Here is an 18,191-nt window from a genome sequence, read left to right on the forward strand (position 1 = left end):
CCGGGCCGCTAGGCCCCGGGCCCCGCCTCCTGCGGCACCGGCACGCCCGCCCTCCCGGCCGTCCCGAACAGGGATATCCCGTGCCGCGCCCGGAAGCGCCGGCTGCGCCGTACGGTGATCACCACCAGCAGGGCCAGCAGGGCGAACGACTGGATCCGGCCGATCACCGGGACCGCGTCGACGGGCAGCACCAGCGCCTGCACCGTGCTCAGGGCGGCGTCGAGCAACTCCACGCCCGCCCACAGCAGGGTCAGGCCCCGCAGCGCCTGCCGGTACGCGGGCAGCTCCTGCCAGGCGCGCTCGGCCTCCGCGTCGCCGCTGCCTCGTCGCAGGTGCGCGCCGAAGTGGAAGGCGAACGGCCGGGAGAGGAACAGGGTGCCCCCGATCCACAGGCCCAGCACGGCCGGGATCGCGGCGTCCTTCAGCAGCAGCACCCGAGGATCCCCGCTCACCAGCGACGTGGCCGCCGAGACGGCGAGCAGGGCGACGACGAGCAGGTCGAAGAAGGCGACGTGCCGGCGGCGGACGGCCGTCACGACCGCGTGCGCGGCCGGTATCACGCCGCTGATCAGCAGGGCCTGCCACTGCGTGGTGCCCTGCGCCCGCAGTATGTAGTACAGCGCGGCGGGCAGGGCGATCGTGACGGTCAGAGGGACGAGCAGCGCTCGCCGGGCGTGCGGTGTCATGGGGTTTCCTCCCCAGGCGATTCCAGGTCTTCCGTGGTGCTCCTCCGGTCCTGAAACGACGCTAGGGCCGGGCCGGGTGGAGACGGATCGGAGCCAGGGCCGAGACGAGGGTGGAGTTCCCGGCATCCGTCTCCACCCCCGGGTGGAGCGGCCCGGGACGGCCCGGTGTCCCGCCGCCGCGGGGCGAGCCACCGCGGCGGACTCAGCCGCCGGCCGCCGGCCGCCGGCCGACGGCCGTTCGCCCTTCGCCGGTGGCGGCCGGCACCCGGACGCCGCCCGGGGAACACCTCGCGCCGCCCGGCGAAGACACCTCGCGCGGCCCGGCGGCTCCGCCCGCGGAGCGGTCCCGCACCGCGGCAGCGGCCCCGCGGCGAGCGGTAACGTGGCGCGGCGTGACCACAATGATCTGGATCGTCGCCGCGCTGGTCGTCATCGGCGTCTATCTCAGCTGGACCGCCGGCCGCCTGGACCGCCTGCACAGCCGCATCGACGCCGCCCGCGCCGCCCTGGACGCCCAGCTCCTGCGCCGCGCCTCCGTCGCCCAGGAGCTCGGCACGGCCGGGGTCCTCGACCCGGCCGCCTCGATCGTGCTCTACCAGGCCGCGCACGCGGCCCGGCAGGCCGAGGAGGAGCACCGGGAGGTCGCCGAGAGCGAGCTGAGCCAGGCGCTGCGCGCGGTCTTCGCGGAGGCCCCGCAGGTCGAGGTCGTGCGGGATGCCCCGGGTGGTGAGGAGTCGCTGACCGAGTTGTCCGAGGCGGTGCGCAGGGTGCCCATGGCCAGGCGCTTCCACAACGACGCGGTGCGTGCCGCGCGCGCCGTGCGCAAGCACCGCGTGGTGCGCTGGTTCCGCCTCGCGGGCCACGCGCCGTTCCCCATGGCCTTCGAGATGGACGACGAGCCGCCCGCCGTCCTGGAATCCAGGGCGGGCGGCTGAGCGGACAAGCCACCGGCCTCCGATTGGCTCTTTTTCCGGGGAATCCCGGCTCGGTTGTATGAGGGTCGCAGCATCACCGCCCTTGATTAGTGAGGTCACAACGTGTCCAGCACGGTCCCCAGCACGTCCACCACCCCCGAGACCGGTACCGCCCGCGTCAAGCGCGGCATGGCCGAGCAGCTCAAGGGCGGCGTGATCATGGACGTCGTCAACGCCGAGCAGGCGAAGATCGCCGAGGACGCGGGCGCGGTCGCCGTCATGGCGCTCGAGCGGGTTCCGGCCGACATCCGCAAGGACGGCGGCGTGGCCCGCATGTCCGACCCCAACATGATCGAAGAGATCATCGGCGCCGTCTCCATCCCGGTCATGGCCAAGTCCCGCATCGGCCACTTCGTCGAGGCCCAGGTCCTGCAGTCGCTCGGCGTCGACTACATCGACGAGTCCGAGGTCCTCACCCCGGCCGACGAGATCAACCACTCCGACAAGTGGGCGTTCACCACCCCCTTCGTCTGCGGTGCCACCAACCTGGGCGAGGCCCTGCGCCGCATCGCCGAGGGCGCCGCCATGATCCGCTCCAAGGGCGAGGCCGGCACCGGCAACGTCGTGGAGGCCGTGCGCCACCTGCGCCAGATCAAGAACGAGATCGCCAAGCTGCGCGGCTTCGACAACAACGAGCTCTTCGCCGCCGCCAAGGAGCTGCGCGCCCCGTACGAGCTCGTCAAGGAGGTCGCCGAGCTCGGCAAGCTGCCGGTCGTCCTCTTCTCCGCCGGTGGCGTGGCCACCCCCGCCGACGCCGCGCTGATGCGCCAGCTCGGCGCCGAGGGCGTCTTCGTCGGCTCCGGCATCTTCAAGTCCGGCGACCCGGCCAAGCGCGCCGCCGCCATCGTGAAGGCCACCACCTTCTACGACGACCCGAAGGTCATCGCGGACGCCTCCCGCAACCTCGGCGAGGCCATGGTCGGCATCAACTGCGACACCCTCCCCGAGGCCGAGCGCTACGCCAACCGCGGCTGGTAACACCCACCGCTTCCCCGGCCGGGCGGCCCGCGCGCACGCGGGCCGCCCCGCCGTCGTCGTCCAGACCCCAGACGGAGAACCCCGTGGCACCCCTTTCCACCCCCACCATCGGTGTCCTCGCCCTCCAGGGCGACGTCCGCGAGCACCTCATCGCCCTCGCCGCCGCCGACGCCCTCGCCCGCCCGGTGCGCCGCCCCGAAGAGCTCGCGGAGATCGACGGCCTGGTGATACCCGGCGGCGAGTCCACCACGATGTCCAAGCTCGCCGTGGTCTTCGGCATGCTGGAGCCCCTGCGCGAGCGCGTGAAGGCCGGGATGCCCGTCTACGGCACCTGCGCCGGCATGATCATGCTGGCCGACAAGATCCTGGACGGCCGGGAGGACCAGGAGACGCTCGGCGGCATCGACATGATCGTCCGCCGCAACGCCTTCGGCCGGCAGAACGAGTCCTTCGAGGCGGCCGTCGAGATGGCCGGCATCGAGGGCGGCCCCGTCGAGGGCGTCTTCATCCGCGCCCCCTGGGTCGAGTCCGTCGGCGCCGCCGCCGAGGTCGTCGCCACCCACGACGGCCACACCGTCGCCGTGCGCCAGGGCAACGTGCTGGCCACGTCCTTCCACCCGGAGCTCACCGGTGACCACCGCGTCCACGCGCTGTTCGTGGACATGGTGCGCGCAGCCCGGTAGCCCGGTCCCGGTAGGATCTCTGTCGTTCGTTTCAGAATTTGGTTACGCGAAGGAGACAGGCAGATGTCCGGCCACTCTAAATGGGCTACGACGAAGCACAAGAAGGCCGTGATCGACGCCAAGCGCGGCAAGCTCTTCGCGAAGCTGATCAAGAACATCGAGGTCGCGGCCCGCATGGGCGGCGTCGACATCGAGGGCAACCCGACGCTCTACGACGCCATCCAGAAGGCGAAGAAGCAGTCGGTCCCGAACAAGAACATCGACTCCGCGGTCAAGCGCGGCGGCGGCCTCGAGGCCGGCGGCGCCGACTACGAGACGATCATGTACGAGGGCTACGGTCCGAACGGCGTCGCGGTCCTCATCGAGTGCCTCACCGACAACCGCAACCGCGCCGCCTCCGACGTGCGCGTCGCCATGACCCGCAACGGCGGCTCCATGGCCGACCCGGGCTCGGTGTCGTACCTGTTCAACCGCAAGGGCGTCATCATCGTCCCCAAGGGCGAGCTGACCGAGGACGACGTCCTGGGCGCGGTCCTGGACGCCGGTGCCGAGGAGGTCAACGACCTCGGCGAGAGCTTCGAGGTCATCAGCGAGGCCACCGACCTGGTCGCGGTCCGCACCGCGCTCCAGGAGGCGGGCATCGACTACGACTCCGCCGAGGCCAACTTCGTCCCCACCATGCAGGTGGAGCTCGACGAGGACGCCGCGCGCAAGATCTTCAAGCTGATCGACGCGCTCGAGGACAGCGACGACGTCCAGAACGTGTTCGCCAACTTCGACGTCTCCGACGACGTCATGGCCAAGGTCGACGCGTAAGACATCCGGCTGCGGCCGGCGGACGGGCCGGCGGGGAACACACCCCGCCGGCCCGTCGGCATGATCGGCCGTTGTCAGTGGCAGCCGGTAGCCTGCCCGGGCAGGTGAGCTGAGGAGGGGCGATGCGGGTACTGGGCGTGGACCCGGGGCTGACGCGGTGCGGCGTCGGCGTGGTCGAGGGCACCGCGGGGCGCCCGCTGCGCATGATCGGCGTCGGAGTCGTCCGCACCCCCGCGGACGCCGAGGTCGCCGACCGCCTCGTCCTCATAGAGCGCGGCATCGAGCAGTGGCTCGACGAGCACCGGCCCGAATACGTCGCCGTGGAGCGCGTCTTCAGCCAGCACAACGTCCGTACGGTCATGGGCACCGCCCAGGCCAGCGCCGTCGCCATGCTCTGCGCCGCCCGCCGCGGCCTGCCCGTCGCCCTGCACACCCCCAGCGAGGTCAAGGCGGCCGTCACCGGCTCCGGCCGGGCCGACAAGGCCCAGGTCGGCTCCATGGTCACCCGCCTCCTGCGGCTCGACGCCCCGCCGAAGCCCGCCGACGCCGCCGACGCCCTGGCCCTGGCCATCTGCCACATCTGGCGCGCCCCGGCGGCAGGCCGCCTGCAGCAGCTCGCCGCCGCCCAGCGCCGCGCCACCGCTCCCGTACGCCTCCCGAAGGGCACCCGATGATCGCCTTCGTCTCCGGCCCCGTCGCCGCCCTCGCCCCCGACACCGCGGTCGTCGAGGTCGGCGGCATCGGCATGGCCGTCCAGTGCACGCCCGGCACGCTGGCCGGCCTCCGCGTCGGGCAGCAGGCCCGCCTCGCCACCTCCCTCGTCGTCCGCGAGGACTCCCTGACCCTCTACGGATTCGCCGACGACGACGAGCGCCAGACCTTCGAACTGCTGCAGACCGCCAGCGGAGTGGGCCCCCGCCTCGCCCAGGCCATGCTCGCCGTCCACAGCCCCGACGCCCTCCGGCAGGCCTTCGCCTCGGGCGACGAGAAGGCGCTCACCGCCGTCCCCGGCATCGGCAAGAAGGGCGCGCAGAAGCTGCTCCTGGAGCTGAAGGACCGGCTCGGCAAGCCCGTCGGCTCCGCCGCAGCCCCGGCTCCCGCCGCTGCGGGGTGGCGCGATCAGCTGCAGGCCGCGCTCGTCGGACTCGGCTATGCCGCCCGCGAGGCGGACGAGGCGGTGGAGGCGGTGGCGCCCCGGGCGGAGGCTGTTCTCGCCGACGGCGGTCAGCCGCAGGTCGGCCAGCTGTTGCGCGCCGCGCTGCAGACGCTGAACCGGGCGCGGTGAGTCATTCGGAGGGCGCCCCCGGCGCTGCGGAACGACTGCCCGCAAACCACCATCCAACCGTGAGGTTCAACCCGTGAACTGGGACGACGAATCCGCATACGCGGAGCCCCCGGCAGGCGACCGCCTCGTCGGCACCGCCGCCGACGGCGAGGACCGGGCCGTCGAGGCCGCGCTGCGCCCCAAGGACCTCGGCGAGTTCGTCGGCCAGGAGCGCGTCCGCGAGCAGCTCGACCTCGTCCTCAAGGCCGCCCGAGCCCGCGGCGCCACCGCCGACCACGTGCTGCTCTCCGGCGCCCCCGGGCTCGGCAAGACCACCCTCTCGATGATCATCGCGGCCGAGATGGGCGCCCCCATCCGCATCACCTCCGGCCCCGCCATCCAGCACGCCGGCGACCTCGCCGCGATCCTCTCCTCCCTCACGGAGGGAGAGGTCCTCTTCCTCGACGAGATCCACCGCATGTCGCGGCCCGCCGAGGAGATGCTCTACATGGCCATGGAGGACTTCCGCGTCGACGTGATCGTCGGCAAGGGCCCCGGCGCCACCGCCATCCCCCTGGAGCTGCCGCCCTTCACCCTCGTCGGCGCCACCACCCGGGCCGGCCTCCTGCCGCCCCCGCTGCGCGACCGCTTCGGCTTCACCGGGCACATGGAGTTCTACGCCCCCGCCGAGCTGCAGCGCGTGGTGCACCGCTCCGCCCGCCTGCTGGACGTGGACATAGCGGATGAGGGCGCCGCCGAGATCGCCGGCCGCTCCCGCGGCACCCCCCGCATCGCGAACCGCCTGCTGCGCCGCGTCCGCGACTACGCCCAGGTCAAGGCCGACGGAGTGATCACCCGCGAGATCGCCGCCCAGGCCCTGGACGTCTACGAGGTCGACGCCCGCGGTCTCGACCGCCTCGACCGCGCCGTCCTGACGGCCCTCCTCAAGCTCTTCGGCGGCGGCCCGGTCGGCCTGTCGACGCTGGCCGTGGCCGTCGGCGAGGAGCGCGAGACGGTCGAGGAGGTCGCCGAGCCGTTCCTCGTCCGCGAGGGCCTGCTGGCCCGTACGCCCAGGGGCCGCATCGCCACCCCCGCCGCGTGGGAGCACCTCGGCCTCACGCGCGAGGCGGGTGCGGCGGGCCTCGCGGGCACCCCGCCCCAGCAGGGCCTCTTCGGCGGGTGACGGCGCGGGGGCTGGTCCGGTCAGGAACCACGGTGCCATGCTGGGCGTTGTTCCATAGGCGCGGACTCGCTTAGACTCCGCCGATGCCGTCCGGAACCGGCACGGCATACCACCCCCGTAGAAGGCCGCCTCCCGCGGTCGTGTGAAGGAAACCCCGTCCCGTGAATATCGTGACTCTCCTGCCGTTCATCGTGCTCATCGGGGCCATGTTCCTGATGACGCGGTCCGCCAAGAACAAGCAGCGCCAGGCGGCGCAGATGCGCGATCAGATGCAGCCGGGCACCGGTGTGCGGACGATCGGCGGCATGTACGCCACCGTCAAGGAGGTCAACGACGACACGGTCCTCCTCGAGGTGGCCCCCGGCGTCCACGCCATCTACGCGAAGAACGCCATCGGCGCCGTCCTGGAGGACGCCGAGTACAACCGCATCGTCCACGGCATCGAGCCGCACGACTCCGAGACCCCTGTCGTCCCGGACGACGCGTCGTCGCTGACCGAGGGCGAGGCCCCGGCGGCCGGCAAGAAGATCGACCTGGGCAAGGGCGAGGCCGCCGAGGCGGAGCGGGCCGCGGAGCCGGAGTCCGCGGACAAGGACAGGGGCGCGGAGCCGCAGGCCAAGGACGCGAAGGACGCCAAGGGCGCCGAGCGGGACGGCAAGGACGGCGACACCGAAGCGAAGTAGCCCATCGGGGAACCGCGGAGCACTGCTCGGTCAGTGCGCCGCGGTTCCCTGACGGTCTAGGCTCCGGCGGGGGGCAGGTCCCCACTACATTCGTGGCCGCCCGGCAACAGCACGGCCCCGGGCGGTTGGACAGGGAGAAACGACAAGGTGGCAGCACCGAAGAAGGGCCGCAGGTCCCCGGGCGGCCAGGGCAGGCCGGGCCGGGTCCTGGCCCTGATCCTGATCGCCATGGTGGCGCTCACCGGGGGGATGTTCGCCTCCGGGCGGACCACGCCGCGGTTGGGCATCGACCTCGCGGGCGGTACCAGCTTCACGCTGGAGGCCAAGAACGAGCCCGGCAAGCCCAACGCGATCAACCCGACCAATATGAACACCGCGGTCGGCATCATCGAGCGGCGCGTCAACGGTCTCGGCGTCACCGAGGCCGAGGTCCAGACGCAGGGCGACAACCACATCATCGTGAACATCCCCAAGGGGACGAACGCGAAGCAGGCCCGCCAGCAGGTCGGCACCACCGCCAAGCTCGGCTTCCGCCCCGTGCTGTCCGTGGCCCCCGGTGCGAAGACCGAGCCCACTCCCAACGCGTCCTCTCCCGGTAAGGACTCCGGCAAGGACAAGGACAAGGCGAAGGACGAGAAGGCCAAGGACGACAAGAACAAGCCGTCCGGCTCGCCCTCCGCCTCCGCTTCGGTCGGCAGCCCCTCGTCGAGCGCGAGCCCGCGCCAGCAGGGCCGCCCCGTCACCGACGCCGTCAAGGCCGACGCCACCCCGTCCGCCTCGCCCGTCGCCAAGGACGACAAGGCGAAGGACGAGAAGAAGGACGACGCCAAGAAGGACGACAAGGCGAAGGACGACAAGTCCAAGGAGCCCACGCCGTCCCCGGCCGACGCCGCCGCGCTGCAGAAGAAGCTCGACGCCCTCGACTGCACCACCCCCGAGGGCCGCGCCAAGGCCAACGAGGCCGCTGCGGCCGCCAAGACCACTGACGTCATCGTCGCGTGCAAGAAGGACGGCTCGGCCAAGGAGATCCTCGGCCCGGTGTCCGTCGAGGGCACCAACGTCACCGGCGCCAGCGCCGTCTTCGACAGCCAGCAGGGGCGCGGCTGGATCGTCCAGCTGAAGTTCGACTCCACCGGCTCCAAGAAGTTCGCCGACGTCACCGGCCAGCTCGCGACCAAGCAGCCCCCGCAGAACCAGTTCGCGATCGTCCTGGACGGCGAGGTCGTCTCCGACCCGTCCGTCTCCACCTCGATCTCGGGCGGCCAGGCGGAGATCTCCGGCGGCTTCACCCAGACCAGCGCCCAGGACCTCGCCAACGTGCTGTCCTACGGCGCCCTGCCGCTCTCCTTCGACGTCGTCACCGAGCAGACGGTCACCGCCGCGCTCGGCGGCGAGCAGCTGCGCGCCGGTCTCCTCGCCGGTGCCATCGGCCTCGCCCTGGTCGTCGTCTACCTCGTGGCGTACTACCGCGGTCTCGCGCTCGTCGCCCTCGCCAGCCTCCTGTGCTCGGCGATCCTCACGTACACGATCATGGTGCTGCTGGGCCAGGCCATCGGCTTCGCGCTGAACCTGCCGGCCGTCTGCGGTGCGATCGTCGCGATCGGCATCACCGCCGACTCCTTCATCGTCTACTTCGAGCGCATCCGCGACGAGATCCGCGAGGGACGCACGCTGCGCCCGGCCGTCGAGCGCGGCTGGCCGCGCGCCCGCCGCACGATCCTGGTCTCGGACTTCGTGTCGTTCCTCGCCGCCGCCGTGCTCTTCATCGTCACCGTCGGCAAGGTGCAGGGCTTCGCGTTCACGCTCGGCCTGACCACCCTCCTCGACGTCGTCGTGGTCTTCTTCTTCACCAAGCCGCTGATGACGGTCCTGGCCCGCCGCAAGTTCTTCGCGAGCGGCCACCCCTGGTCCGGGCTCGACCCCAAGCGGCTCGGCGCCAGGCCGCCGCTGCGGGCTTCCCGCCGCCGCCCCTCCGCCCCCGTCGACCCGAAGGAGGCGTGAGATGTCCAAGCTCGGCAATCTCGGTGCCCGGCTCTACCGCGGCGAGGTCGGCTACGACTTCGTGGCCAAGCGGAAGATCTGGTACGGCATCTCGATCCTCATCACCATCACGGCCATCGTCGGCCTGGCGGTGCGGGGCCTGAACTTCGGCATCGAGTTCTCCGGCGGCGCGGTCTTCACCACGCCCAGCACCAAGGTCTCGGCCGAATCGGCCCGCGTGATCGCGGAGGAGGCCTCCGGCCACACGGCGATCGCCCAGAAGCTCGGCAACGGCCCGCTGCGCATCCAGGTCAGCGACGTCACCACCGAGCAGTCGCGCGCCACCCAGGAAGCCCTGGCGAAGAAGCTCGGCGTCTCCACGGACAAGGTCAACACCGACATCGTCGGCCCCAGCTGGGGCGACCAGATCGCCAACAAGGCGTGGACCGGCCTGGCCGTCTTCATGATCCTCGTGGTGATCTACCTCGCGATCGCCTTCGAGTGGCGGATGGCGCTCGCCGCCCTGGTCGCGCTGATCCACGACCTCACGATCACCGTCGGCGTCTACGCCCTGGTCGGTTTCGAGGTCACCCCGGGCACCGTGATCGGTCTGCTCACCATCCTCGGTTACTCCCTCTACGACACCGTCGTCGTCTTCGACGGCCTGAAGGAGAGCTCGAAGGACATCACGAAGCAGACCCGCTTCACGTACAGCGAGATCGCCAACCGCAGCCTCAACGGCACCCTGGTGCGCTCGATCAACACCACCGTCGTGGCCCTGCTGCCGGTCGCCGGCCTGCTGTTCATCGGCGGCGGCTTCCTCGGCGCGGGCATGCTCAACGACATCTCGCTCGCCCTGTTCGTCGGCCTCGCGGCCGGCGCCTACTCCTCGATCTTCATCGCCACCCCGCTCGTCGCCGACTTCAAGGAGCGCGACCCGCAGATGAAGGCCCTCGCCAAGCGGGTGCGCGCCAAGCGCGCCGCCGCGGCCGCGAAGGGCGAGGCCGAGGCCGAGCCGAGCGACGCCGTCCCCGGCGCCGAGGACGAGGACCCCGCCGGCAACGCCGGTGTCGTCGCCCCCCGTGCCCGCGGCAGCCGCGGCCGTGCCCAGGGGAAGCGCCGATGAGCGCCACCGGGGTCGGCCCGGCCGACCAGAAGCTGCGTGACCTGCTGCTCGCGCACATCCACGATGTGCCCGACTACCCCAAGCCGGGCGTGATGTTCAAGGACATCACCCCGCTGCTCGCCGACGCCACGGCGTTCGCCGCCCTGACCGGCGCCCTGGCGGAGGCGTGCGAGCGCCACGGCGCCACCAAGGTCGTCGGCCTGGAGGCCCGGGGCTTCATCCTCGGCGCCCCGGCCGCCGTCCGCGCCGGGCTCGGCTTCGTGCCCGTGCGCAAGGCGGGCAAGCTCCCCGGAGCCACGCTGGCCCAGGCGTACGAGCTGGAGTACGGCACGGCGGAGATCGAGATGCACGCCGATGCGGTGGGCCCGGGCGACCGCGTCCTCGTCATCGACGACGTGCTGGCCACGGGCGGCACCGCCGAGGCCTCGGTCCGGCTGATCCGCCGGGCCGGCGCCGAGGTGGCCGGCGTCGTCGTGCTCATGGAGCTCGGCTTCCTGCCCGGCCGCGAGCGGCTCTCCGGTGCCCTCGAAGACGCGCCGCTGGAGGCGCTGATCACCGTCTGACCTGCCACGATGGAGCAGGCCTGACATGCGAAGCGGCCCCCGGGGAAGACCCCGGGGGCCGCTTCGCGTTCTGGTGAGCAGAGCCGGGTGCGCGGCGACCCCGCCGCCCGGGCTCGATACCATGGTTGTCCGGACCTGATCGGGGGGCCGGACCCCGCATGAGGAGTGCTCTTGCCAGACGAGGCCCAGCCGCTCACCGCCGCACAGCAGGACAAGCCGTCTCCCGAGGCCGCGGCGGCCACGGGTACGCCCAAGGGCCGCCCGCAGAGCGCGCCTGAGTCCACGCCCCGCCCGCCCGCGGGCTCCGGGGCGGCCGGCGGTCCGAAGGGCCCGGTCCCGGCCGTGGCCGGCACGTCACCCGCCCGGCCCACACCGCCGCCGAGCGCTCCCCGACCCGGCTCCTCCAGCCGCGTCCGGGCCCGCCTCGCCCGCCTCGGCGTCCAGCGCTCCAGCCCGTACAACCCGGTGCTCGAACCGCTCCTGCGCATCGTGCGCGGCAACGACCCCAAGGCCGACGCGACGACGCTCCGCCAGATCGAGCGCGCCTACCAGGTCGCCGAGCGCTGGCACCGCGGCCAGAAGCGCAAGAGCGGCGACCCGTACATCACCCACCCCCTCGCGGTGACCACGATCCTCGCCGAGCTCGGCATGGATCCGGCCACGCTGATGGCCGGCCTCCTGCACGACACCGTCGAGGACACCGAGTACGGCCTGGACGACCTGCGCCGCGACTTCGGCGACCAGGTCGCCCTCCTGGTGGACGGCGTCACCAAGCTCGACCGCGTGCAGTTCGGCGAGGCCGCGCAGGCCGAGACCGTCCGCAAGATGGTCGTCGCCATGGCCAAGGACCCGCGCGTCCTGGTCATCAAGCTCGCCGACCGCCTGCACAACATGCGCACCATGCGCTACCTCAAGCGGGAGAAGCAGGAGAAGAAGGCCCGCGAGACCCTGGAGATCTACGCCCCGCTGGCGCACCGGCTGGGCATGAACACCATCAAGTGGGAGCTGGAGGACCTCGCCTTCGCGATCCTCTACCCCAAGATGTACGACGAGATCGTCCGCCTCGTCGCCGAGCGGGCCCCCAAGCGCGACGAGTACCTCGCGATCGTCACCGACGAGGTCCAGGCCGATCTGCGCGCCGCCCGCATCAAGGCCACCGTGACCGGCCGCCCGAAGCACTACTACAGCGTCTACCAGAAGATGATCGTGCGAGGCCGGGACTTCGCCGAGATCTACGACCTGGTGGGCATCCGCGTCCTCGTCGACACCGTCCGCGACTGCTACGCGGCGCTCGGCACCGTCCACGCCCGGTGGAATCCGGTCCCGGGGCGGTTCAAGGACTACATCGCGATGCCCAAGTTCAACATGTACCAGTCGCTGCACACGACGGTCATAGGCCCCAGCGGCAAGCCCGTCGAGCTGCAGATCCGCACGTTCGACATGCACCGCCGCGCCGAGTACGGCATCGCCGCGCACTGGAAGTACAAGCAGGAGGCCGTCGCCGGCGCCTCCAAGGTGCGCACCGACGTGCCCAAGAACGCCGGCAAGAACCAGGACACCGTCAATGACATGGCCTGGCTGCGGCAGCTCCTGGACTGGCAGAAGGAGACCGAGGACCCGGGCGAGTTCCTGGAGTCCCTGCGCTTCGACCTCTCCCGCAACGAGGTCTTCGTCTTCACGCCCAAGGGCGACGTCATAGCGCTCCCGGCCGGGGCCACCCCGGTCGACTTCGCCTACGCCGTCCACACCGAGGTCGGCCACCGCACGATAGGGGCCAGGGTCAACGGGCGGCTCGTGCCCCTGGAGTCCACCCTCGACAACGGCGATCTGGTCGAGGTCTTCACCTCCAAGGCGCCCGGCGCCGGCCCCTCCCGCGACTGGCTGGGCTTCGTCAAGTCCCCCCGCGCGCGCAACAAGATCCGGGCCTGGTTCTCCAAGGAGCGCCGCGACGAGGCGATCGAGCAGGGCAAGGACGCCATCGCGCGCGCCATGCGCAAGCAGAACCTGCCGATCCAGCGCATCCTCACCGGCGACTCCCTGGTCACCCTCGCGCACGAGATGCGCTACCCCGACATCTCCTCCCTCTACGCCGCCATCGGCGAGGGCCACGTCGCGGCGCAGGGCGTCGTGCAGAAGCTGGTCCAGGCCCTCGGCGGCGAGGACGCGGCGACCGAGGACATCGAGGAGACCGCGCCGATCCGCGGCCGCTCCAAGCGCCGCTCCAGCGCCGACCCCGGCGTCATCGTCAAGGGCGTCGAGGACGTCTGGGTGAAGCTGGCCCGCTGCTGCACGCCGGTGCCGGGCGACCCGATCATCGGCTTCGTCACCCGCGGCAACGGCATCTCGGTGCACCGCGCCGACTGCGTCAACGTCGAGTCGCTCTCGCAGCAGCCCGAACGGATCATCGACGTCGAGTGGGCGCCGACCCAGTCCTCGGTCTTCCTGGTGGCGATCCAGGTCGAGGCGCTGGACCGGTCCCGGCTGCTGTCGGACGTCACCCGCGTCCTGTCCGACCAACACGTCAACATCCTGTCCGCGGCCGTGCAGACGTCCCGGGACCGGGTGGCCACGTCCCGCTTCACCTTCGAGATGGGCGACCCGAAGCACCTCGGTCACGTCCTGAAGGCCGTACGGGGTGTGGAGGGCGTGTACGACGTCTACCGCGTAACGTCGGCCCGCCGGCCGTAAGCATCCGCATATGAGTAAGGGGCTCCGGCAATAGCCGGAGCCCCTTACTCATATGGCCGTTCAGCCGCCGAACTCCTCCAGGCCCTTCAGAGCCTGGTCCAGAAGGGCCCTACGCCCCTCCAGCTCCTGCGAGAGCTTGTTCGCCTTGGCGTCGTTGCCCGCGGCACGCGCCTTGTCGACCTGCTCCTGCAGCTTGTCGACGGCCGCCTGCAGCTGGCCGGTCAGCCCCGCCGCACGGGCCCGCGCCTCCGGGTTCGTACGCCGCCACTCGGCCTCCTCGGCCTCCTGGATGGCGCGCTCTACCGCGTGCATCCGGCCCTCGATCTTCGGGCGGGCGTCGCGCGGGACGTGGCCGATGGCCTCCCAGCGCTCGTTGATCGAGCGGAACGCGGCGCGGGCGGCCTTCAGGTCGGTGACGGGCAGCAGCTTCTCGGCCTCGGCCGCGAGCTCCTCCTTGTGCGTCAGGTTGACCTGCTGCTCGGCGTCGCGCTCGGCGAACACCTCGCTGCGCGCCTGGAAGAAGACGTCCTGCGCACCGCGGAAGCGGCCCCACAGCTCGTCCTCCGCCTCGCGCTGCGCGCGGCCGACGGCCTTCCACTCGGCCATCAGGTCGCGGTAGCGCGCGGCCGTCGGGCCCCAGTCGGTGGACCCGGAGAGCGCCTCGGCCTCGGCGACCAGCTTCTCCTTGGCCTTGCGGGCGTCCTCGCGCTGGGCGTCGAGGGCGGCGAAGTGCGCCTTGCGCCGCTTGGAGAACGCCGAGCGGGCGTGCGAGAAGCGGTGCCACAGCTCGTCGTCGGCCTTGCGGTCCAGCCGCGGCAGGCCCTTCCAGGTGTCGACGAGGGCGCGCAGCCGCTCCCCGGCGGCCCGCCACTGCTCGCTCGCCGCCAGCTCCTCGGCCTCGGCGACCAGCGCCTCCTTGGCCGTGCGCGCCTCGTCGGCCTGCTTGGCCTTCGCCGCCTTGCGCTCCTCGCGGCGCGCCTCGACCGTCGCGACGAGCTTGTCGAGCCGGGTCCGCAGCGCGTCGAGGTCACCGACGGCGTGGTGCTCGTCGACCTGCGTGCGCAGGTGGTCGATCGCGATCATCGCGTCCTTGGCCGACAGGTCGGTGGTCGTGACCCGCTTCTCGAGGAGGCCGATCTCGACGACCAGGCCCTCGTACTTGCGCTCGAAGTAAGCGAGGGCCTCCTCGGGAGACCCGGCCTGCCACGATCCGACGACCTGCTCACCGTCGGCAGTACGCACGTACACGGTCCCCGTCTCGTCGACGCGGCCCCATGGGTCGCTGCTCACAGCGCCTCCTCCACATGATGCCGGGGCCGGCGTGCGGCCCTCGCGCATCGTCCACAGTTGTTCCGGGCAGGGCCGCGCCCTGGCCGGTCCGACGGCTTGATCATCGTCTTGATCATTCGGGTGCGGGTAGCCGCCGGATCAGGCACCCTACACAACGCCAACATAGGCGACCGGCGCCCTGGCTGTCCGTATCCCGCGCGACCGAAATTTCGCTGAGCGGGCAACAACCGGGCGCCGGAGGCCTGATCGGAGCGGTGCGCCCGGCGTCAGGACTTGGCGACCGTCGCCTTGTCGATGACCACCGTCGCGTTCGGGGCGCCGTCGCCGGCTCCCGAGCCCTCGCCCGCATCGGCGATCTTCTTGAGCGTCTTCATGCCCTCGGCGCCGATCGTGCCGAAGGGCGTGTACGTCGGCGGCAGCGGGCTGTCCTGGTAGACGAGGAAGAACTGGCTGCCGCCGGTGTGCGGCTGGCCGGTGTTGGCCATCGCGATCGTGCCGGCGGGGTAGACGTTCCCCTTGAGCCTGGAGTCCTTGAGGTTCTCGTCGGGCAGGGTGTAGCCCGGGCCGCCGTTGCCCATGCCCTTGGGGTCGCCGCACTGCAGGACGTAGATCCCGGAGGTGGTCAGGCGGTGGCACTTGGTGTGGTCGAAGTAGCCCTCGCCGGCCAGGAAGTTGAAGGAGTTGACCGTGTGCGGGGCGTTCGCCGCGTCGAGCTTGACGTCGATCGTGCCGCACGTCGTCTTCAAGTCCATGGCGTAGGCCGCGGACTTGTCGATGCCCATCTCCGGCTCCGACTTCCACGTCTTCGCCGCGGGGGAGCCCGGGGCGGGCTTGGCGCACGGGTCGGGACCCTTGGACGGTGCCTTGGAGGTCTCGGGGGCCGCGGCGTCGGTCGTGTCCTTCTTGTCGTCGCCGGACAGCGCTCCCGTGGCGTACGCGGTCACGCCCGCGGCGAGCACCACCGCGAGGGCCGCGGCGATCACCGCGTTCCGCCGCCGGGCCTTGCGCCGGGCCTCCTCGCGGCGCTGCTGCTGCCGCTCGAACTTCTCCCGGGCGAGCTGCCGCCGCCGCTGCTCGTTACTGACCACCGGGTCTACTCCTCATACCGACTTGTCCATGTCATGAGCCCTGTGTTGCTGGTGTGCCCGTACCGTATACGGGTTCGCGGCCGCGGAGGTGCCGCCGGTAGGCTCTTGTTCGCAGCCGGTGATCCCCGAGGGGCGTCGCGGCCGCACCGCTGATGAAATTCTGCTGGTCGATCATTAAGGACGAATGTGCTGATTGCCGGGTTCCCCGCCGGGGCCTGGGGGACCAACTGCTATCTGGTCGCCCCTGCCGCGGGCGAGGAGTGCGTGATCATCGACCCGGGCCACCAGGCGGCCCCCGGGGTCGAGGAGGCGCTCAGGAAGCATCGGCTCAAGCCCGTCGCCGTCGTCCTCACCCACGGCCACATCGACCACGTCGCCTCGGTCGTCCCGGTGTGCGGCGCCCACGACGTCCCGGCCTGGATCCACCCCGCCGACCGCTACATGATGAGCGACCCGGAGAAGGCCCTCGGCCGCTCCATCGGGCAGCAGCTCATGGGCGAGCTGACCGTCGGGGAGCCGGACGACGTCAGGGAGCTGACCGACGGCTCCCGCCTCGACCTCGCGGGGCTGGAGTTCACCGTCGCGCACGCGCCCGGCCATACCAAGGGGTCGGTGACCTTCAGGATGCCCGAGACCTTCGACGTCCCGTCGGTGTTCTTCTCGGGCGACCTGCTGTTCGCCGGCTCCATCGGACGCACCGACCTGCCGGGCGGTGATCACGCCGAGATGCTCCGGTCGCTGGCACGCGTGTGCCTGCCCCTGGACGACTCGACCGTGGTCCTCTCCGGCCACGGCCCCCAGACCAGCATCGGCCGCGAGCGCGCCACCAACCCGTACCTGCGGGAAGTGGCGGACACGCTGCGCGGCTCCGGAGGCGGCCCTACCGCCGCTCCGCGAAGAGGAATGTGACGATTTTCCCGTGAGTACGTTCAAGGCCCCCAAGGGCACCTACGACCTCAAGCCCCCCACCTCCGCCGTCTACCTCGCGGTCCGCGAGGCCATCGCCGCCCCGCTCAAGCGGGCCGGCTACGGCTACGTCGAGACCCCCGGCTTCGAGCAGGTCGAGCTGTTCTCCCGCGGCGTCGGCGAGTCGACCGACATCGTGACCAAGGAGATGTACACCCTCACCACGCGCGGCGGCGACCAGCTCGCCCTGCGCCCCGAGGGCACCGCCTCCGTGCTGCGCGCCGCGCTGGAGGGCAACCTCCACAAGGACGGCAACCTGCCCGTCAAGCTCTGGTACTCCGGCTCGTACTACCGCTACGAGCGCCCGCAGAAGGGCCGCTACCGCCACTTCTCGCAGGTCGGCGCGGAGGCCATCGGCGCCGAGGACCCGGCGCTGGACGCCGAGCTGATCATCCTGGCCGTCGACGCGTACAAGTCGCTGGGCCTGCGGAACTTCCGCCTGCTGCTGAACTCCCTCGGCGACAAGGAGTGCCGCCCGGTCTACCGTGCCGCCCTGCAGGACTTCCTGCGCGGCCTGGACCTGGACGAGGACACCCGCCGCCGCATCGAGATCAACCCGCTGCGCGTCCTGGACGACAAGCGCGAGGACGTCCAGAAGCAGCTCGTCGGCGCCCCGCTCTTCCGCGACCACCTGTGCGAGGCCTGCAAGGCCTACCACGGGCAGGTGCGCGAGCTGCTGACCGCGGCGGGCGTCGAGTTCGAGGACGACCCCAAGCTGGTGCGCGGCCTCGACTACTACACCCGCACCACCTTCGAGTTCGTCCACGACGGCCTCGGCTCGCAGTCCGCGGTCGGCGGCGGCGGTCGCTACGACGGCCTGTCCGAGATGATCGGCGGCCCCGCGCTGCCGTCCGTCGGCTGGGCGCTCGGCGTCGACCGCACGGTCCTCGCGCTGGAGGCCGAGGGCATCGCGCTCGACCTGCCCTCGCCGACCGAGGTCTACGCGGTCCCGCTGGGCGAGGAGGCCCGCAAGGTCCTCTTCGGCCTGGTCACCGAGCTGCGCCGCAGCGGCGTCGCCACCGACTTCGCGTACGGCGGCAAGGGCCTGAAGAACGCGATGAAGTCGGCCAACCGCTCCGGCGCCCGCTTCGCGGTCATCGCCGGCGAGCGCGACCTGGCCGAGGGCAACGTGCAGCTCAAGGACCTGGAGAGCGGCGAGCAGAAGGCCGTGGCCCTCGCCGACGTCGTGGGTGAAGTCCTGGCCAAGCAGGGCTGATTGCCAC

The 18,191-nt window shown here is 71.6% G+C and carries 17 protein-coding genes; 14 read left to right on the plus strand and 3 right to left on the minus strand.

The features are described from left to right. Positions 1 to 8: 8 nt before the first annotated feature. Positions 9 to 686, minus strand: coding sequence for a VC0807 family protein (locus tag B7P34_RS11390; RefSeq protein WP_106675730.1), 678 nt, complete (start codon positions 684 to 686; stop codon positions 9 to 11). A gap of 401 nt (positions 687 to 1,087) precedes the next feature. Between B7P34_RS11390 and B7P34_RS11395 the strand changes: the two genes are divergently transcribed. The 12 genes from B7P34_RS11395 (at position 1,088) to B7P34_RS11450 (ending at position 13,624) form a co-directional block, all read left to right on the plus strand. Continuing rightward, entirely contained in the window at positions 1,088 to 1,621 is a 534-nt protein-coding gene (locus B7P34_RS11395) for a hypothetical protein (protein ID WP_223267745.1), read from the plus strand. 102 nt (positions 1,622 to 1,723) lie between these two features. Continuing rightward, entirely contained in the window at positions 1,724 to 2,638 is a 915-nt protein-coding gene (gene pdxS, locus B7P34_RS11400; RefSeq protein WP_106675732.1) for a pyridoxal 5'-phosphate synthase lyase subunit PdxS, read from the plus strand. Positions 2,639 to 2,721: 83 nt separating this feature from the next. After that, on the plus strand, positions 2,722 to 3,321 hold the full coding sequence (gene pdxT, locus B7P34_RS11405) for a pyridoxal 5'-phosphate synthase glutaminase subunit PdxT (protein ID WP_106675733.1): 600 nt from the start codon (positions 2,722 to 2,724) through the stop codon (positions 3,319 to 3,321). A gap of 63 nt (positions 3,322 to 3,384) precedes the next feature. After that, a complete protein-coding gene (locus B7P34_RS11410; protein ID WP_030365298.1) occupies positions 3,385 to 4,137 on the plus strand; it encodes a YebC/PmpR family DNA-binding transcriptional regulator in 753 nt (250 codons plus the stop codon). A 122-nt stretch (positions 4,138 to 4,259) separates the two neighbouring features. Next, positions 4,260 to 4,811, plus strand: a complete 552-nt coding sequence (ruvC, locus tag B7P34_RS11415; protein ID WP_106675734.1) for a crossover junction endodeoxyribonuclease RuvC — start codon at positions 4,260 to 4,262, stop codon at positions 4,809 to 4,811. Further along, entirely contained in the window at positions 4,808 to 5,422 is a 615-nt protein-coding gene (gene ruvA, locus B7P34_RS11420) for a Holliday junction branch migration protein RuvA (RefSeq protein ID WP_106675735.1), read from the plus strand. Before ruvC ends, ruvA begins: the two co-directional genes overlap by 4 nt. Before the next feature lie 73 nt (positions 5,423 to 5,495). Further along, positions 5,496 to 6,584, plus strand: a complete 1,089-nt coding sequence (gene ruvB, locus B7P34_RS11425) for a Holliday junction branch migration DNA helicase RuvB (protein ID WP_106675736.1) — start codon at positions 5,496 to 5,498, stop codon at positions 6,582 to 6,584. A 161-nt stretch (positions 6,585 to 6,745) separates the two neighbouring features. Further along, complete coding sequence (gene yajC / locus B7P34_RS11430) at positions 6,746 to 7,267, plus strand: preprotein translocase subunit YajC (RefSeq protein WP_106675737.1); 522 nt, start codon at positions 6,746 to 6,748, stop codon at positions 7,265 to 7,267. A 147-nt stretch (positions 7,268 to 7,414) separates the two neighbouring features. After that, positions 7,415 to 9,268, plus strand: a complete 1,854-nt coding sequence (gene secD / locus B7P34_RS11435) for a protein translocase subunit SecD (protein WP_106675738.1) — start codon at positions 7,415 to 7,417, stop codon at positions 9,266 to 9,268. A 1-nt stretch (position 9,269) separates the two neighbouring features. Then, positions 9,270 to 10,373, plus strand: coding sequence for a protein translocase subunit SecF (gene secF, locus B7P34_RS11440; protein ID WP_106675739.1), 1,104 nt, complete (start codon positions 9,270 to 9,272; stop codon positions 10,371 to 10,373). Beyond that, complete coding sequence (locus B7P34_RS11445; RefSeq protein WP_106675740.1) at positions 10,370 to 10,936, plus strand: adenine phosphoribosyltransferase; 567 nt, start codon at positions 10,370 to 10,372, stop codon at positions 10,934 to 10,936. Before secF ends, B7P34_RS11445 begins: the two co-directional genes overlap by 4 nt. 342 nt (positions 10,937 to 11,278) lie before the next feature. Further along, positions 11,279 to 13,624 (plus strand): RelA/SpoT family protein, encoded by a 2,346-nt coding sequence (locus B7P34_RS11450; RefSeq protein ID WP_435693958.1) that lies wholly within the window; start codon positions 11,279 to 11,281, stop codon positions 13,622 to 13,624. Between the two features lie 60 nt (positions 13,625 to 13,684). On the opposite strand, the gene B7P34_RS11455 is transcribed toward B7P34_RS11450, so the two are convergent. Both B7P34_RS11455 and B7P34_RS11460 read right to left on the minus strand, forming a co-directional pair. Next, positions 13,685 to 14,914: a DUF349 domain-containing protein gene (locus B7P34_RS11455; RefSeq protein ID WP_106675742.1), complete on the minus strand. Its 1,230-nt coding sequence runs from the start codon at positions 14,912 to 14,914 to the stop codon at positions 13,685 to 13,687. A gap of 266 nt (positions 14,915 to 15,180) precedes the next feature. Continuing rightward, positions 15,181 to 16,002, minus strand: coding sequence for a peptidylprolyl isomerase (locus B7P34_RS11460; RefSeq protein WP_106675743.1), 822 nt, complete (start codon positions 16,000 to 16,002; stop codon positions 15,181 to 15,183). 186 nt (positions 16,003 to 16,188) lie between these two features. Between B7P34_RS11460 and B7P34_RS11465 the strand changes: the two genes are divergently transcribed. Continuing rightward, positions 16,189 to 16,911, plus strand: a complete 723-nt coding sequence (locus B7P34_RS11465; protein WP_106675744.1) for an MBL fold metallo-hydrolase — start codon at positions 16,189 to 16,191, stop codon at positions 16,909 to 16,911. 10 nt (positions 16,912 to 16,921) lie between these two features. Then, positions 16,922 to 18,184, plus strand: a complete 1,263-nt coding sequence (hisS, locus tag B7P34_RS11470) for a histidine--tRNA ligase (RefSeq protein WP_106675745.1) — start codon at positions 16,922 to 16,924, stop codon at positions 18,182 to 18,184. Positions 18,185 to 18,191: the final 7 nt, after the last annotated feature.

It is taken from the genome of Streptosporangium nondiastaticum, from assembly GCF_003011965.1.
Taxonomy (GTDB): domain Bacteria; phylum Actinomycetota; class Actinomycetes; order Streptomycetales; family Streptomycetaceae; genus Streptomyces; species Streptomyces nondiastaticus.

Coding starts and splice junctions, on each gene's coding strand:
- ruvA (WP_106675735.1), top strand. CDS start 4,808: ATGATCGCCTTCGTCTCCGGCCCCGTCGCCGCCCTCGCCCCCGACACC.
- B7P34_RS11410 (WP_030365298.1), top strand. CDS start 3,385: ATGTCCGGCCACTCTAAATGGGCTACGACGAAGCACAAGAAGGCCGTG.
- B7P34_RS11395 (WP_223267745.1), top strand. CDS start 1,088: ATGATCTGGATCGTCGCCGCGCTGGTCGTCATCGGCGTCTATCTCAGC.
- B7P34_RS11390 (WP_106675730.1), bottom strand. CDS start 686: ATGACACCGCACGCCCGGCGAGCGCTGCTCGTCCCTCTGACCGTCACG.
- B7P34_RS11445 (WP_106675740.1), top strand. CDS start 10,370: ATGAGCGCCACCGGGGTCGGCCCGGCCGACCAGAAGCTGCGTGACCTG.
- ruvC (WP_106675734.1), top strand. CDS start 4,260: ATGCGGGTACTGGGCGTGGACCCGGGGCTGACGCGGTGCGGCGTCGGC.
- secF (WP_106675739.1), top strand. CDS start 9,270: ATGTCCAAGCTCGGCAATCTCGGTGCCCGGCTCTACCGCGGCGAGGTC.